The organism is Brevibacillus soli, from assembly GCF_044759095.2.
Taxonomy (GTDB): Bacteria; Bacillota; Bacilli; order Brevibacillales; family Brevibacillaceae; genus JBIYSM02.
Genome location: NZ_JBIYSM020000020.1, coordinates 16,217 through 30,575, shown reverse-complemented (window position 1 = coordinate 30,575; position 14,359 = coordinate 16,217). Strand labels below are relative to the sequence as shown.

Below are 14,359 nucleotides of genomic sequence, written 5' to 3'. Positions count from 1 at the left end.
TCTCACCCCTCTCTCTGACTGACGTCAATAGGCTTGGCCATGTTGCGGACGGCTACCAATGTGATGTTGTCTTCGCCGCCGGAGTCCAGAGCGTGCTGCACCATGCCGTCTACCTGCTCCTGCAAGGAAAGGGGCTGCTGCAGCCACTTTTCCATCACGGTCGTATGTACCTTGTTGCTCAACCCGTCTGAGCAGAGCAGGACGACGTCTCCCTGCTCCCAGAAAAACTGTCCCAGATCAATCCGAACGTCCGGTTCCGTCCCCAGCGCACGCATCAATACGTTGCGCTGCGGGTGAACAGAGGCTTCTTCCTGGGTGATTTGTCCGCTTCTCATCAGCTCATGCACCAGGGAGTGGTCATCGGTTTTCAACTGAAGCTTTCCAGCGCTGTAATGGTACAGGCGGCTGTCGCCGATATGGGCGGTGATCCCGCGGTTAGAGCCAAGCAGAGTGGCAACCACGGTCGTTCCCATACCGTTGCACTCAGGATGAGCCTGTGCGTAGTTGTACACTTCTTCATTCGCGAGCAGGATGGCATTCATCAACCGCTCCCGCTCGTCATCGGAATCCAGGTCGCCCTCCAAATTCCGCAGTTCTTTCACAATTCGCTCAACGGCGAGGCGGCTGGCAATGTCACCGGCCTGATGACCGCCCATGCCGTCAGCTACAATCGCCAGGACGCGTCCGTTCAGGTCCACGATACAGGCAAAGTAGTCCTCGTTTACCTGACGAACGCACCCGATATGCGATTTCATCGCGATTTCCATACCATCACCCCGCGGTTTCTTTTGCGTGCTGCGCCCGCAGTTGGCCGCAAGCAGCGGCGATGTCACTGCCGTGTTCCCGGCGAATCGTCACATTGATCCCTTTACTTTCCAAAATCTTCTTGAAGCGGAAAATGTCGTTGCGCGGCGTTCGCACGTAATCCCGTTCCGGCACGTAGTTCACCGGAATCAGATTGACGTGGCAGAGCATATCCCCGATCAGTTCGGCAAGCTGTTCCGCATGCTCAGGCTGATCGTTCTGTCCGCCGAACAATCCGTACTCAAAACTGATGCGGCGGCCGGTTTTTTCGATGTAGTAGCGGCACGCCTCCAGCAGCTTCTCCAACGGGAAGCCGCGGTTGATCGGCATGAGCTTCGTCCGCAGCTCGGTGTTGGGGGCATGCAGCGAAATCGCCAGGTTCACCTGGCCGCCCCGATCGGCAAACTCGTAAATTTTCGGAACAATGCCACTTGTGGATACGGTAATATGCCGTGCGCCGATGTTAAGGCCGCGATTGTCGTTGATAATGGATAAAAAGGCCATCAGATTTTCGAAGTTCTCAAACGGCTCCCCAATTCCCATGACCACTACGTGACTTGCGCGCTGCCCATCCTGATCGAGCGTGCGTTGGGCCATCAATACCTGCGCGACAATCTCACCGGCATCCAGGTTGCGCTTCAGTCCGCCCAAAGTCGAGGCGCAGAACGTACAGCCAATCCGGCAGCCCACCTGGGTGGTCACGCAAATGCTGTTGCCGTAATTGTGCCGCATGATCACAGTCTCGATGGCGTGTCCGTCGATCAACTGGAACAAAAATTTGATGGTTCCGTCCTGGGATACCTGACGGGTAATTTCCTTCAGCGGATCGATTCGGAACTGCTGCTTCAGCTTTTCTCGCAATTCCTTGGACAAATTGGTCATCTCGTCAAACGTATAGACGCGTTTCACATAGAGCCAGTCAAAAATCTGTTGGGCGCGGAACGCCTTGTCTCCCGCCTGCACGAGCCAGTCTTTCAGTTCATCCAAGGTCAGACTGTAAATCAGCGGTTTTTCCCCTGTATTCGAAGTTATGGGCATGGTTGTTTTCACCTTACCTGTTCATTGTCGTAAGCGCGCACCCTCATCTTTTCATTGTACCCTGCAGGGCCGGACGCTTCAAATAGTAATCCTGATCTATAGTGTAAGCAAATTGGCGCCGAACCAAACGAGCGGAAAAAGCCCAGCCGACTGAAGCTAACGCTGGTGTCGGCTGGGGCCCCTGAAGGAGTGGAAAGCCGTTTGCGCCAAGCTTTCCACCCCTTTTTGAGTTATCGATTCCGTTTGATCCGGGCGATAAAGAACCCGTCGCTGTCAAAATGATGCGGCAGAATCTGCACGTAGCCGCTGCTGCAGTCAAGCCCGGCAGTAACGGCCGCAGGCAAATCGTCGGAAAGCGACGTATCCAGTTCATACTCAGGATGTTCAGACACAAACCGCCGGACAATCTGCTGGTTCTCTTCCGGTTCTATCGTACAGGTGCTGTAGACCAAACAGCCGCCGGGAGCCAACAGCGAGGCGACTCTCGTCAGCAATCGAAGCTGCAGGTCGGCAATCTCCTTGACATCCTGCAGGGTTTTATTCCACTTCAGATCGGGCTTGCGCCTGATGACACCGAATCCTGAGCAAGGCGCATCGAGCAAAATACGGTCAAAGGTACCCAGGTTTTTGTCAGGCAGGTCCAACGCATCGCTCACGATCGGCTCGATAATCGTAATGCCGAGGCGATCGGCCGACTGGGCAATCAGGTCCCGCTTGTGCGGATGGACGTCGCTTGCTACGATGCGCCCCCGGTTTTGCATCCGTTCCGCCAGATGGGTCGTTTTCCCCCCTGGAGCGGCACAGGCGTCGAGAACAGACATCCCTGGCTGCACCCCAAGTGCGGGAGCAACCAGCATGGAGCTTTCATCCTGAACGGTAAAGTACCCGTCCCGAAACCAGGCGGTACCCGCAGCATGCCCTCCCGCCAGAATGATGCCGTCCGGGCTCAACTCGGACGCTCTTGCGCCGGGAAACTTTTGCTGCACTTCAAAGAGCAGGCGGTCCCTCGTGGTCTTCAGGCTGTTTACGCGAACGGACGTGTGCGGTGCCCGATTGTTGCTCTGGCAAATCGCGCGAGTCGTCTCTTCTCCGTACACGCGAATCCACTCTCGCACCAGCCATTCGGGATGGGATTCGGCCACGGCCAACCGCTTGACTACGTCCCCGTCAGGCAGCTTTTCCCACACGTCGGGCTGCCGCAAGACGTTGCGCAGAACCCCGTTCACCATGGATGCGATCCCCTGATGACCTTTTCGCTTGGCGATTTCCACCGCTTCATGAACCGCTGCCCGGTCGGGAATCCGATCCAAAAAGCGAATCTGGTACAGGCTGAGGCGCAGCAGATTCCGCACCCATGGCTGCAGCTTTTTGCCCCCGACAAATTGGGCAAGGACGAAATCCAACGTGCCTTGGCGTTGAATCGTGCCGTACACCAACTCCGTGACAAGGCCGGCGTCAGGCGCGCTTAGCGGCGTGCGATCCAGCACGTGCTTGAGTTCCAGATTGCTGTATGACTTGTGCTCTTCCACCCGGTTCAATACGTCAAGGGCGATTTCGCGCGCTCCCTTTTTTGCTGCCACGTTTTTCATTCTCCTAACCGTTTGCCGATTTCAATGCCGCTGCCCGCGCCGCGCAGGAAGTCGTAGGCGCTCATTCGCTTTTTTCCTTCCGGCTGCAGCTCGGTAATCTTTACGGTGCCTTCCCCGCAAGCGACAACCAGTCCGTCCTCTTCCCGGGCGACAATCGTCCCGGGTTCTCCCGCCGTACCGTTGACCGACTGCTTTTCCACCCACCATACCTTCCATACTTTTCCGTCCAGAGTGGTAAAGGCAACCGGCCAGGGATGCAATCCGCGTACCTGGTTGTAGATCTGCTCAGCAGACCGCGTCCAGTCAATGCGCTCGTCCGCTCGTTTGAGGTTGGGGGCAAACGTCGCCTTCGCGTGGTCTTGCGGCTTTGCCTCAAGCTCTCCGGCCAACAGCTTTGGCAAAGTCTCCGACAGCAGTTTGGCACCGGCAACCGCCAGCTTGTCATGCAGGGTACCGACAGAATCCCGCTCTTCAATCGGCACAACCACCTTGGACAGCATGTCTCCGGCATCGAGCGCCTCCACCATGTACATGATGGTGACTCCGGTTTCTTTTTCCCCCTCGACAATCGCCTTGTGTATGGGCGCCCCGCCGCGGTATTTGGGCAAGAGGGACGCATGCACGTTGATGCATCCGTAGCGCGGAGCGTCCAAGAGACGCTTCGGCAAAATCTGTCCGTACGCTGCCGTGACAATCAGATCTGGCTCAAGGGCGAGCACCTGCTCCAACGCTTCTTCCTGCTTGATTTTCTCAGGCTGAAGCACAGGCAAGCCGTGACGCAGCGCCGCTTCCTTCACTGGCGGCGGCGTCAATACCTGTTTGCGGCCAACAGGACGATCCGGCTGGGTAACTACGCCGACCACGTTGTACCCGTCCTTCAAGAGCGCTTCCAGACTGGACACCGCAAAATCCGGGGTGCCCATAAACAGTACACGAACGTCTTTCAATGGCTGTTATTCCCCTTCCTCTTCCGGGCTGATCTGGTACACACGGTCGGCGATGTCGATAAACAGCACGCCATTCAAATGGTCGATTTCATGTTGGGCACAGCGGGACAAGAGATCGTCCGCCTCCATCTCAAACGGATTGCCGTCGCGGTCCTGCGCCCGCAGCTTGATCCACTTGTGTCGGCGCACGTCTCCGCGCAGGCCGGGAATGCTCAGGCAGCCCTCCGGATAGTCAAACTGCTCTCCTTTGTAGTCGATGATTTCCGGATTCACCATCTCAATCAGACCGTCGCCGCAGTCCATCACGATGACGCGCTTCAAAATGCCCACTTGCGGCGCGGCCAATCCCACCCCGTCGGCGTCGTACATGGTGTCGGCCATGTCGTCAAGAAGTTTGTGCAGGTTGGCGTTAAATTTGGTGACGACCGCCGCCTTTTCGCGCAGGACGGGGTCAGGGTGTTTTACAATTGTGCGAATAGCCATACTGTTGTCCTCCCTATAACAGCATTTGCGGATCGACGTCTATGGTCATCAGCGTCTTGTGCTGTTTATTCCACTCTTCAAAATGGGCCGCAGCTTCTGCCAGCAGTTCGGCCAGCTGAGGTTCATCCCGATATTTTAACATGATTTGGAAGCGAAATCTATCCTTTACCCGGGCGATTGGCGAAGCGACAGGTCCCAACAGCCGGGTCGTAGCCGCGAGCCGCGGACGCAGGTATTCCGCCATCACGCCTGCCGCTCTGATGACCACCGGCACATCCTCATGGGAAAATGTGATCAGCACGAGCCGGTAATACGGCGGGTACCCGGCGCGTCTGCGCTGCTCCATCTCTTCGCGGTAAAACGCCGCATAATCATGCCCGGTCGCATGAACGATACTGTAATGCTCGGGGGTATAGGTTTGAACGATCACGTCCCCCTCCAGCTCATGCCGGCCGGCCCGTCCCCCCACCTGGGTGAGCAGTTGGAACGTCTTTTCCGCCGCGCGAAAATCTGGCAGATGAAGCGACGTGTCGGCGGCAATGACACCGACCAGTGTAACCCTGGGGAAATCAAGCCCTTTGGCGATCATCTGCGTGCCCAACAGAACGTCTCCCTGCCCTGTGCGAAACTGATGGAGCAGTTCTTCGTGCGCCCCTTTCCGCGAAGTGGTGTCCACGTCCATGCGAATGACGCGAATTCCCGGAAAGAGCCGGGCGAGCTCCGCCTCCACCTTCTGTGTGCCCGTCCCAAAAAAGCGAATGTGCTCGCTTTGGCACTCCGGACAGCGGGAGGGCTGGGAGAGGGTATATCCGCAGTAATGGCAGCGCGCCGTGTGGTTGGTGCGGTGGTAGGTAAGCGAGATGTCGCAGTGAAGGCAGCGCAGGGTGTATCCGCATGAGCGGCACATGACAAACGTGGAAAAGCCCCGACGGTTTAAAAACAGAACCATCTGTTCCCGTTTGGCCAGGCGATCTTCAATCTTTTCATACAAAAGCCGGCTGAACATGGAGCGGTTTTCCGCGCGCAGCTCGTCCCGCATGTCAACCACATGCACCTGCGGGAGCGGCCGGTTGCCGACGCGCTCTTTCATCTCCAACAGTTGATAGCGTCCCCGCGCAGCCAGAGCGTACGTCTCCAATGCAGGTGTGGCGCTCCCCAGCATCAGGACAGCCCCGTTTTCCCTGGCGCGCCAGAGCGCCACCTCCCGGGCGTGATAACGCGGCGTTTCCTCTTGCTTGTAGGACGTTTCGTGTTCCTCGTCGATGACGATCAGGCCCAGATTGGGAAACGGCGCGAAGACGGCGGAACGGGCTCCAACGACCACACGAACCTGCCGGCGAATGATTTTGCGCCACTCGTCATAGCGTTCCCCTTGGGAGAGGGCACTGTGCAGCACGGCGACAGAAGACCCGAAGCGCGCTTTGAACCGCTCCACCATTTGCGGGGTAAGCGAGATCTCCGGCACGAGAAAGATGGCTTCCTTCCCCATGGCCAGCGTCTGCTCGATCGCTTCCATGTACACCTCGGTTTTGCCGCTGCCGGTTACGCCGTGGAGCAGAAACGACGCATATGTGCCGGATTGAATCGCGTCCGATACAGGAGAAAGTACCGCTTGCTGCTGCGGGGTAAAAACCGGTTTTTCCGATTGGGCAAACCTTTTGTGCGCGTATGGATCGCGGAATACTTCCTGCTGTTCAAGGGCTATCCAGCCCCGTTGTTCCAGGCTTTTCAGCGGTGAGCGGGTAATTCCCAGCTCCTCCTGCACCGTCGCAGCGGAAAGCAGCTGCCCCCGATGCTCGGCCAACAGCTGAAGCACCCGGCGCATCTGCTCCGCACGGGCGGGCAGTGACCGAATGGCGTCCTCCAGCTCTTCCGGTTCCAGCAGAAGCTTGACAAATGTCTGCTGTTTGCGGGTCGTCCGGTCCGTCACCTGGTATTCTGTCGCCAACAGGCCGCTGTGAATCCAGCCGGGCACAAGCAGCTGCTCCTCGGGAAAGCGCTTCTCTGCCTCGCTCAGCGGAATGTGCCGGCGACGCAGCACCTCCCATAAAAGCGGCGAACGGCCGGCGCTGGTTTCATCCAAGAGTTCGGTCGCGGTCAGCCATTTCTCGGACTTCCCCTTCAAAACGGCCGGAATCATGGCCTGGATGGCCATAACCCACGGGCACAGGTACTGGCGTGACATCCATTCCGCAAGGCGCAGCAGTTCGGGTGTGAGCGGAGGAGAGTCGTCCAGGACGCGCTCGATCTCCTTCAACCTCGCCGTCGTTTCCGATGGCTCCTCCGTTACTTCGACCACGTATCCCTGCAGTTTGCGCGGGCCAAACGGCACAACGACGCGGCTGCCCACCGTCAACAGCGGTTTGAGCCACTCCGGAACGAGATAGTCAAACGGGCGGTTGGTACGGGACGTCGGCACGTCCACGATGACTTTGGCTGTTACCGTCATAGAGCTGCGGAAAGCGGTCGATTGGCCAGCTTCATCAGGACCGCGTCAAATATTTTCTCCGCCACTTCCCGTTTGCTCAGCTTGGCAAGTTCCACCCGCTCGCCGTCCCGCGTCAGCAGTGTGACGATGTTGGTGTCACTGCCCATTCCCGCGCCCTCCATCAGCACGTCGTTGGCCACGATCATGTCCAGATTTTTTCGCTCCAGCTTGCCTTTCGCGTGTTTCAGCACGTCTTGCGTTTCCGCTGCAAATCCGACGACGAACTGGTGAGTCTTCTTCTCACCGATTGTCTGCAGGATGTCGGGGGCCTTGTCCAGCTCCAATTGAAACGGCCCGTCACTCTTTTTCATTTTATGCGTCTGCACTTCCTTGGGTCGATAGTCGGAGACCGCTGCTGCCTTGATCACGATGTCAGTGTGCGGCAGGTGCTCCATAACTGCGTCGTACATCTCCTGGACGGACTCGACAGCGACAAACGCCACGCCTGCAGGCCGCGGCAGCGCAGTCGGGCCGCTGATCAGCACCACCTTTGCACCGCGGTCGCGAGCCGCTTCCGCAATGGCATAGCCCATCTTGCCGGAGGAGTGGTTGGAGATGTAGCGAACCGGGTCAATCTTTTCCCGCGTCGGCCCAGCTGTGACGAGCACCTGTTTCCCCTTCAGATCTTGCCGTGCTGCCGTCTGCTGCGCGAAAAAGCCGATGACCGCTTCGAGGATCTCCTCCGGTTCCGCGAGGCGCCCCTTTCCGATCCAGCCGCAGGCGAGGAGCCCTTCCCCCGGCTCGATAAAACGATAACCGTACTCGGCCAGCCGCTTCATGTTGGCCTGAACAGCGGGATGGGCGTACATGTTGACATTCATCGCCGGCGCCACCAGTACAGGAGCTTTTGTCGCCAATACGGTGGTGGTCAGCATGTCGTCGGCGATGCCGTTGGCCATCTTCCCGATGATGTTGGCGGTAGCCGGGGCAATCAACACCAGGTCTGCCTTGTCCGCCAGATCGATGTGGGCAATCACTTGCGGGTCCGGCTCGTAAAACGTATTCACGTGTACCGGCTGATGAGACAGCGCTTGAAACGTGGCTGGCTGAACAAATTGCAAGGCGTGTTCGGTCATGACAACGTGCACCTCGGCGCCGGCCTGAGTCAGCTTGCTGGTCAACGCCGCCGCCTTGTAAGCCGCAATTCCTCCTGTAACGCCAAGGACGATCCGTTTACCCTGTAATGGTTGCATCCTGATCTCTCCTCTCAGGGGAGTTAGTTGGTCTCTATCGCGCAAAAAAACAACCTGCTGCGAGGTTGTTCTTCTGCGCCAAAACCATGGGCCTTGATTTCCCTTTATTTGCGCGTTTCCGGGTTTTCATAGACGAGCAGATCGGAGGCCAATTCCTCCAAAGCCTGCCCGACGAATTTCTTCGACTTCGGCTTATCCAGCTGCAGGTTGTTGTTCTCGCGCAGTTGACGGGCGCGCTTGGACGCCACTGTTACCAGGGTATACTTGCTTTCCACTTTTTCCGTCAGCATATCAATGGAAGGGTAAAGCATATCGTTAGTTGACCTCCTTCAGCCACTTGCGAAATTTGTGTATTTGCCGCTCTTTTTTCAGATGTTCAGCGGTGATGATTGCCTGAATGCGTTCACAGGCGCAGTCGATGACGTCATTGACCACGACGTAATCGTAGTGATCCATCAGCTCAATTTCCGATTTGGCCACTTCCATGCGGTGCCGAATCGTTTCTTCCGACTCCGTTCCGCGGCCGACGATCCGGTTTTGCAGCTCGGTCAAATCCGGTGGAGCCAGGAACAGAAAGATTCCCTGGGGAAACTTCTTCTTTACTTGCAGCGCTCCCTGCACTTCGATTTCCAGAATGACGTCGCGTCCGCTGGCCAGCGTCTCTTCGACGAACTTTCGCGGGGTACCGTAATAATTGCCCACGTATTCCGCCCATTCCAAAAGTTCGTCCTGCCGGATCATTTCTTCAAACTCCGCTTTGGTCTTAAAGAAGTAGTTTACTCCTTCCACTTCTCCCGCTCGCGGAGCACGCGTCGTTGCGGAAACAGAGTACACCAGGTTCGGCATCCGTTCGCGCAGCGCTTTGCAAACCGTTCCTTTTCCTACTCCCGAAGGTCCTGAGAGAACCAAGAGGAGGCCGCTATCGCCCATTATCGCATTTCATCTCCTACTCTATTCGTCAGACTCGTCATCCTTCGTGGTCAATCGCTGTGCCACCGTTTCCGGCTGCACGGCGGACAAGATGACGTGGTCGCTGTCGGTAATAATGACGGCCCGCGTCCGCCTGCCGTAAGTGGCATCCACCAGCATGCTGCGGTCGCGCGCTTCCTGTATGATCCGCTTGATGGGGGCGGATTCGGGACTGACGATCGATATGATGCGGTTGGCATTGACGATGTTTCCGAATCCGATATTGATCAGCTTGATTGCCATGCGCCCAGTCCATCCTTTCCCTTCTACTCGACGTTCTGCACTTGCTCTCTCATTTTTTCCAGCTCCGTCTTGATCTCGACGGCGAGGCGCTGGATTGGCAAATGATTTGCTTTGGAAGCCATCGTATTCGCTTCCCTGTTCATCTCCTGCAACAGAAAGTCAAGTTTTCGTCCGACTGCTTCATCCTTCGTCAGCTGTTCCGTAAACTGGGTGCAGTGACTTAAAAGCCGCGTCGTCTCTTCGCTGATGTCCGAGCGATCCGCGAAGAGGGCAATTTCCTGTGCCAACCGCTGGTGATCCAGATCGAAGGGAGTGTGCTCAGCCAACTCGCCGATACGCTGCTGCAGGCGGCTGCGATACTCCTCTACTGCCGCGGGTGCCAGTTGGCGAATCTCCTTGGCCCAAGCTGACACAAGAGCAAGACGATGGGTTATATCCTGATACAACTGCCGGCCTTCCGCTTCCTTCATGGAAAGCAAATGATGCGCGGCCTCCTCCACAACGTCAATGAGCCACTCCTCAATATCCTCCGGAGCGGCTTCCGTCGGCTCCTGTTTTTGCACGACGCCGGGAAGAAGCAGCAAATCCTTTGCACTTAATGGTTCTGTCAGCGAAAACTGTTCGTTCAGCTGACGTGCCGCCCATACATATTGTTCGGCTGCACTCCAATCGATTGCAACGCCCGATGGCGTCGATGCGTTCCAATCAACGGCGATGAAAACATCGACGCGGCCGCGGCGCACGTACTGCGCCACCCTTTTTCGCACACGATCCTCCAGCATGCCCCAGGTTTTTGGCAGCCGGACGAGAATTTCGCAAAACCGGTGGTTTACCGCCCTCATCTCAACCGTCAAGCGCAGGTTGTCTCGGACGCTTTCACTTCTGCCGTACCCTGTCATGCTCCGAATCATGCGTGATCACTTCCACAGACGTAAAATCGTTAATTTATTATAGGAGACAATCATTGGCAGTGTCAACCGAATCACTCACTGGTGTTTAAGATGCTCCTCTACATGTGTTACACTGGGAAACGATACTATTTTTGAGGTGAGATCCTTGTCATTTGACGGCGTTGTTACCCGTGCCATTGTACATGAACTGTCCAAGCTGGCTGGCGGGCGGATATCCCGCATCCACCAGCCTCATCATACCGATATCGTTCTGCAGATTCGCGCCCAGGGGGAAAACGTGAAACTGCTCATTTCCGCCAACCCCACCTATCCGCGGATTCATCTCACCCAGGAGGAGTTTGTCAATCCGCAGGAAGCCCCGATGTTCTGCATGCTCCTGCGCAAACATTGCGAAGGCGGCATGATTGAATCGGTGACACAGGTAGACATGGAGCGCATCATTAATTTGGACGTAAGGACCAGAGATGAGTTGGGCGACACGACGCGCAAACGGATCGTTGTCGAAATCATGGGCAAGCACAGCAATATCATTCTGATGGACCCGTCGACCAACACCATCTTGGACAGCGCCCTGCACGTTACCATGGCGATCAGCCAATACCGCCAGGTGCTCCCGGGACGTCCTTATGTATTTCCGCCCAGCCAGAACAAGCTGAATCCGCTTTTGACCAGCAAAGAGGAATTTACCTCTCGTCTTGACTGGAACGGCGGCAGACTGGACAAGCAGCTGGTCGATACGTACAGCGGACTGAGTCCTCTCTTTGCCAAAGAGATCGTCCACCGCGCTGGGCTGGCCACGCGTGAGACGCTGTGGGACGCGTTTTCCGGTGTCATGGCGAAGGTCAATCGGCACGACTACCATCCGGTGGTGGTGGAGACGGCGGCCAAGACGCATTTTTCGGTTATTGAGTTGACCCATCTTATGGACGGACGCACGACTCCTTACGCCAACGTAAGCGCTTGTCTTCAAGCGTATTACGAAGGAAAGGCGCTCCGTGATACGGTCAAACAAAAAGTACACGACCTGATTCGCATCGTCACCACCGAACGGAACAAAAACGAGAAAAAGATTGAAAAGCTGGAGCAAACCCTTGTGGAAGCAAGGGATGCGGAACGCTTTAAGCTTTACGGGGAATTCATCACTGCGCACATGCATCAGCTGAAGCGCGGCGATACCGAACTGGTCACCGTCAACTGGTACGATGAAGCCGGCGGAACCATCACCATCCCGCTCGACCCGCTAAAAACGCCTTCGGAAAACCTCCAGGCGTACTACAAGCGTTACAACAAGGCCAAGAACAGCCTGCAAATTGTCGAAGAGCAAATTGTCCAGGCACGGGAAGAAATCGCCTATCTGGAGGGACTCCTGGTGCAGTTGGACCACGCTTCCCTGAAAGAGGCGGAGGAAATCCGCGAAGAGCTCGTGGAGCAGGGCTACGTGCGGGACCGCCAAAAGCGCGGGACGAAGAAAAAGAAGGACGTCCGCCCGGAACTGGAGGCCTACACCTCGAGCGAAGGCGTGGAAATTCTCGTCGGGAAAAACAACAAGCAGAACGACTACCTGACCCATAAACTGGCTGCCGCAAGCGACACCTGGCTGCACACCAAAGACATCCCCGGCTCTCACGTGGTCATTCGCGCCCGCCAGTTTTCGGAACAGACCCTGTTTGAAGCTGCCGTTCTGGCCGCCTACTTCAGCAAGGCGAGACACGGCAGCCGGGTCCCGGTTGACTACACGCTGGTAAAACACGTGAAGAAGCCGAGCGGCGCCAAACCGGGATTCTGCATCTACGAGCAACAGCGCACCCTGTATGTCACACCTGACGAGGCGCTGGTGCAGAAACTAAAATCAAACGCTCCCCCTGCGCATAGCGAATAGGGCAAGGCTCATACTAAGAGCAGGAAAGGAGGTGTTCGTTCCTTGAACATCCTACTGAAGCTCATTTTCAACGGCGTCGTCGCCGTTCCTGGGCTTTTGTGGTCGGGAACATCACTCACGTTCGCGCTGTTGACAAGTATTTTCGTCACGCTGTTTGCCTATGTGCTGGGGGATCTGGTCATCCTCCCGAAAACCAATAATACGTTTGCCAGCACAGCCGACTTTCTTCTGACGTTTTCCTTGCTGTGGATTGCAAGCGTAGTCTTTTTTCAGCCCTTTCGCCTGTCCGGTCTATTCTTGACTGCCTTTGCCATCTCTGTCGTGGAGTACTTTTTCCATGACTATCTGCAGCGGCGGGGCGTTCACCATTCGAAGCATCCAGGCTAACCGGCTGTTCCAGAATACGTACGGAAAGGAGTTCCCACATGAATGTCATCGGAATCATCCAAACGGATTTGAACGAGTTTAACGTTCTTTTTGATTCGGAACAGCAAAACAACCAAGGCAGCCAGCAGGATCAAAACCAAAGTCTGTATCAGCAGGATCAAGCAGATCAGAACGACGAGTCCATGTTCCTCAGTTTTCTCGGGGATTCCGGCGGGCAGAAGAAAAACCAAAACGGCGGTCAGAACGGACAGAACGGCCCTCAGGAAATGACCGTGCGCATAAAAGGGGTCCCGGAAGGACAGAAGGCGACCTTCCTGCAAATGTATCAAATCATTCAGGACGCCAAGGAAACCAAGGATTTGGAAAACAACCTGACGATTGTAAGCCGCAGGGACGAACAGGACCAAAATCAAAATCAATGGCAGAATCAGAAACAAAACCCGCAGTAACATCGGTTACTGGCAGGCAAAAAGGGTCAGGACGAGTATCCTGACCCTTTTTTTATTCACTGTGAAAATTCATGCCCCGCTCTGCCGTCCAGCCTCATGTTTCTTTAACCTGCAACTCACACAGGTGGGTGACCCGTCCGCATTTCTGCCTTCCCATGCGTCCTTTCGGAGGTGGGCCTGACATACGCCGCGAAGTTCTGTCTCCCTAGAAACACTCAAGGTTAAAAACATAGTAAGCCATAACGTACATCGCAGGATCCTTACACTCGTAATAGTACCACAAGGACCTTTCAATCTCAATGAAAAAACTCCCCAACTGTTCGTTCATCCATCGATTTGCATGATACACGGACAAAATGCTCATGCTAATACCTGCAATCAGGCATTGGAGGGGATATCCATAAAGCTTCTGGCACAGCTTTTTGCAATCGGGTTTTTCGTCGTTTGCGGAGTGATTCCCGCTATGGCGGAAGTGACCAAGCCGCAACACGAGTCAACAGACGAAAAGGGATACGAGAACGAGTCGTTTCGCAACCTTACCGTGAGTAAAACCGCTCCCAATCAGTACGTGGTCCAAGGAGAGGCACGAGTAATGGAAGGGAATATTTGTTATGTTGTGGCGGACGGTCAGCAGGAACTGATCAACAGCTTTGTCCAGGCTAGCGCAGGCGGTCTTGGATGGGGGAAGTTTGAAATCAACCTGAACCTGCCGAAAACCACTACGGACACGCTTACCCTCGTTCTTTTTGAAGAAAGTGCAGCGAAGGGTCACCGCATCCATCAGCTGCACATACCGCTGCGATAAAGAGCAAAAAAACGCCGAAAAACTCGGCGTTTTTTGATCGTGCAGGAAAGTTTAAGTTTGATGCAGCGTTAACGCATCAGTGTCTTACACTTTCCGGAACGCATAAAAAGCTTCCTCTAAGGAAGAACCAGCTTCTACGAAAGGGCTTCGACAGAAGCTTTTTTTATGTCGTTG

15 protein-coding genes and 1 other RNA gene are annotated in these 14,359 nt (G+C 55.8%); 4 read left to right on the top strand and 12 right to left on the bottom strand.

The features are described 5' to 3' along the window. Nucleotides 1–2: 2 nt before the first annotated feature. From ACE99V_RS10140 to ACE99V_RS10090, 11 genes are all read right to left on the bottom strand, one after another. Nucleotides 3–767, bottom strand: coding sequence for a Stp1/IreP family PP2C-type Ser/Thr phosphatase (locus ACE99V_RS10140; protein WP_400490962.1), 765 nt, complete (start codon nt 765–767; stop codon nt 3–5). Between the two features lie 4 nt (nt 768–771). Then, nucleotides 772–1,842 carry a dual-specificity RNA methyltransferase RlmN gene (gene rlmN, locus ACE99V_RS10135; protein WP_400490961.1) on the bottom strand — a complete coding sequence of 357 codons (1,071 nt, stop codon included), beginning with the start codon at nt 1,840–1,842 and terminating at the stop codon, nt 772–774. 230 nt (nt 1,843–2,072) lie between these two features. Continuing rightward, on the bottom strand, nt 2,073–3,431 hold the full coding sequence (gene rsmB, locus ACE99V_RS10130) for a 16S rRNA (cytosine(967)-C(5))-methyltransferase RsmB (protein WP_400490960.1): 1,359 nt from the start codon (nt 3,429–3,431) through the stop codon (nt 2,073–2,075). Next, nucleotides 3,428–4,378 carry a methionyl-tRNA formyltransferase gene (gene fmt / locus ACE99V_RS10125; RefSeq protein ID WP_400490959.1) on the bottom strand — a complete coding sequence of 317 codons (951 nt, stop codon included), beginning with the start codon at nt 4,376–4,378 and terminating at the stop codon, nt 3,428–3,430. The genes rsmB and fmt overlap by 4 nt, the downstream gene beginning before the upstream one ends. Nucleotides 4,379–4,384: 6 nt before the next feature. Then, on the bottom strand, nt 4,385–4,861 hold the full coding sequence (gene def / locus ACE99V_RS10120; RefSeq protein WP_400490958.1) for a peptide deformylase: 477 nt from the start codon (nt 4,859–4,861) through the stop codon (nt 4,385–4,387). A gap of 13 nt (nt 4,862–4,874) precedes the next feature. After that, on the bottom strand, nt 4,875–7,310 hold the full coding sequence (gene priA / locus ACE99V_RS10115) for a primosomal protein N' (protein WP_400490957.1): 2,436 nt from the start codon (nt 7,308–7,310) through the stop codon (nt 4,875–4,877). Beyond that, nucleotides 7,307–8,542, bottom strand: a complete 1,236-nt coding sequence (coaBC, locus tag ACE99V_RS10110; protein ID WP_400490956.1) for a bifunctional phosphopantothenoylcysteine decarboxylase/phosphopantothenate--cysteine ligase CoaBC — start codon at nt 8,540–8,542, stop codon at nt 7,307–7,309. Before coaBC ends, priA begins: the two co-directional genes overlap by 4 nt. A gap of 104 nt (nt 8,543–8,646) precedes the next feature. Beyond that, a complete protein-coding gene (gene rpoZ / locus ACE99V_RS10105) occupies nt 8,647–8,853 on the bottom strand; it encodes a DNA-directed RNA polymerase subunit omega (protein ID WP_400490955.1) in 207 nt (68 codons plus the stop codon). Between the two features lie 4 nt (nt 8,854–8,857). Next, nucleotides 8,858–9,472: a guanylate kinase gene (gmk, locus tag ACE99V_RS10100; protein ID WP_400490954.1), complete on the bottom strand. Its 615-nt coding sequence runs from the start codon at nt 9,470–9,472 to the stop codon at nt 8,858–8,860. A gap of 21 nt (nt 9,473–9,493) precedes the next feature. Beyond that, a complete protein-coding gene (gene remA / locus ACE99V_RS10095; RefSeq protein WP_400490953.1) occupies nt 9,494–9,754 on the bottom strand; it encodes an extracellular matrix/biofilm regulator RemA in 261 nt (86 codons plus the stop codon). A gap of 23 nt (nt 9,755–9,777) precedes the next feature. Beyond that, nucleotides 9,778–10,665: a YicC/YloC family endoribonuclease gene (locus tag ACE99V_RS10090; RefSeq protein ID WP_400490952.1), complete on the bottom strand. Its 888-nt coding sequence runs from the start codon at nt 10,663–10,665 to the stop codon at nt 9,778–9,780. Between the two features lie 145 nt (nt 10,666–10,810). Between ACE99V_RS10090 and ACE99V_RS10085 the strand changes: the two genes are divergently transcribed. From ACE99V_RS10085 to ACE99V_RS10075, 3 genes are read left to right on the top strand one after another with little or no spacing between them, the layout of a single operon-like run. Continuing rightward, nucleotides 10,811–12,544 (top strand): Rqc2 family fibronectin-binding protein, encoded by a 1,734-nt coding sequence (locus tag ACE99V_RS10085; RefSeq protein WP_400490951.1) that lies wholly within the window; start codon nt 10,811–10,813, stop codon nt 12,542–12,544. A 42-nt stretch (nt 12,545–12,586) separates the two neighbouring features. Beyond that, nucleotides 12,587–12,931, top strand: a complete 345-nt coding sequence (locus ACE99V_RS10080; protein WP_400490950.1) for a DUF2512 family protein — start codon at nt 12,587–12,589, stop codon at nt 12,929–12,931. 38 nt (nt 12,932–12,969) lie between these two features. Beyond that, nucleotides 12,970–13,380 (top strand): hypothetical protein, encoded by a 411-nt coding sequence (locus tag ACE99V_RS10075; protein WP_400490949.1) that lies wholly within the window; start codon nt 12,970–12,972, stop codon nt 13,378–13,380. Between the two features lie 69 nt (nt 13,381–13,449). Here ACE99V_RS10075 and ssrS read toward each other — a convergent pair. Further along, nucleotides 13,450–13,641, bottom strand: a non-coding RNA gene (gene ssrS, locus ACE99V_RS10070) — 6S RNA. Nucleotides 13,642–13,843: 202 nt separating this feature from the next. Here ssrS and ACE99V_RS10065 point away from each other — a divergent pair. After that, entirely contained in the window at nt 13,844–14,185 is a 342-nt protein-coding gene (locus ACE99V_RS10065; protein ID WP_400490948.1) for a Gmad2 immunoglobulin-like domain-containing protein, read from the top strand. Nucleotides 14,186–14,359: the final 174 nt, after the last annotated feature.

Coding starts and splice junctions, on each gene's coding strand:
- ACE99V_RS10140 (WP_400490962.1), bottom strand. CDS start 767: ATGGAAATCGCGATGAAATCGCATATCGGGTGCGTTCGTCAGGTAAAC.
- rlmN (WP_400490961.1), bottom strand. CDS start 1,842: ATGCCCATAACTTCGAATACAGGGGAAAAACCGCTGATTTACAGTCTG.
- rsmB (WP_400490960.1), bottom strand. CDS start 3,431: ATGAAAAACGTGGCAGCAAAAAAGGGAGCGCGCGAAATCGCCCTTGAC.
- def (WP_400490958.1), bottom strand. CDS start 4,861: ATGGCTATTCGCACAATTGTAAAACACCCTGACCCCGTCCTGCGCGAA.
- priA (WP_400490957.1), bottom strand. CDS start 7,310: ATGACGGTAACAGCCAAAGTCATCGTGGACGTGCCGACGTCCCGTACC.
- coaBC (WP_400490956.1), bottom strand. CDS start 8,542: ATGCAACCATTACAGGGTAAACGGATCGTCCTTGGCGTTACAGGAGGA.
- rpoZ (WP_400490955.1), bottom strand. CDS start 8,853: ATGCTTTACCCTTCCATTGATATGCTGACGGAAAAAGTGGAAAGCAAG.
- gmk (WP_400490954.1), bottom strand. CDS start 9,472: ATGGGCGATAGCGGCCTCCTCTTGGTTCTCTCAGGACCTTCGGGAGTA.
- remA (WP_400490953.1), bottom strand. CDS start 9,754: ATGGCAATCAAGCTGATCAATATCGGATTCGGAAACATCGTCAATGCC.
- ACE99V_RS10090 (WP_400490952.1), bottom strand. CDS start 10,665: ATGATTCGGAGCATGACAGGGTACGGCAGAAGTGAAAGCGTCCGAGAC.
- ACE99V_RS10075 (WP_400490949.1), top strand. CDS start 12,970: ATGAATGTCATCGGAATCATCCAAACGGATTTGAACGAGTTTAACGTT.
- ACE99V_RS10065 (WP_400490948.1), top strand. CDS start 13,844: ATGGCGGAAGTGACCAAGCCGCAACACGAGTCAACAGACGAAAAGGGA.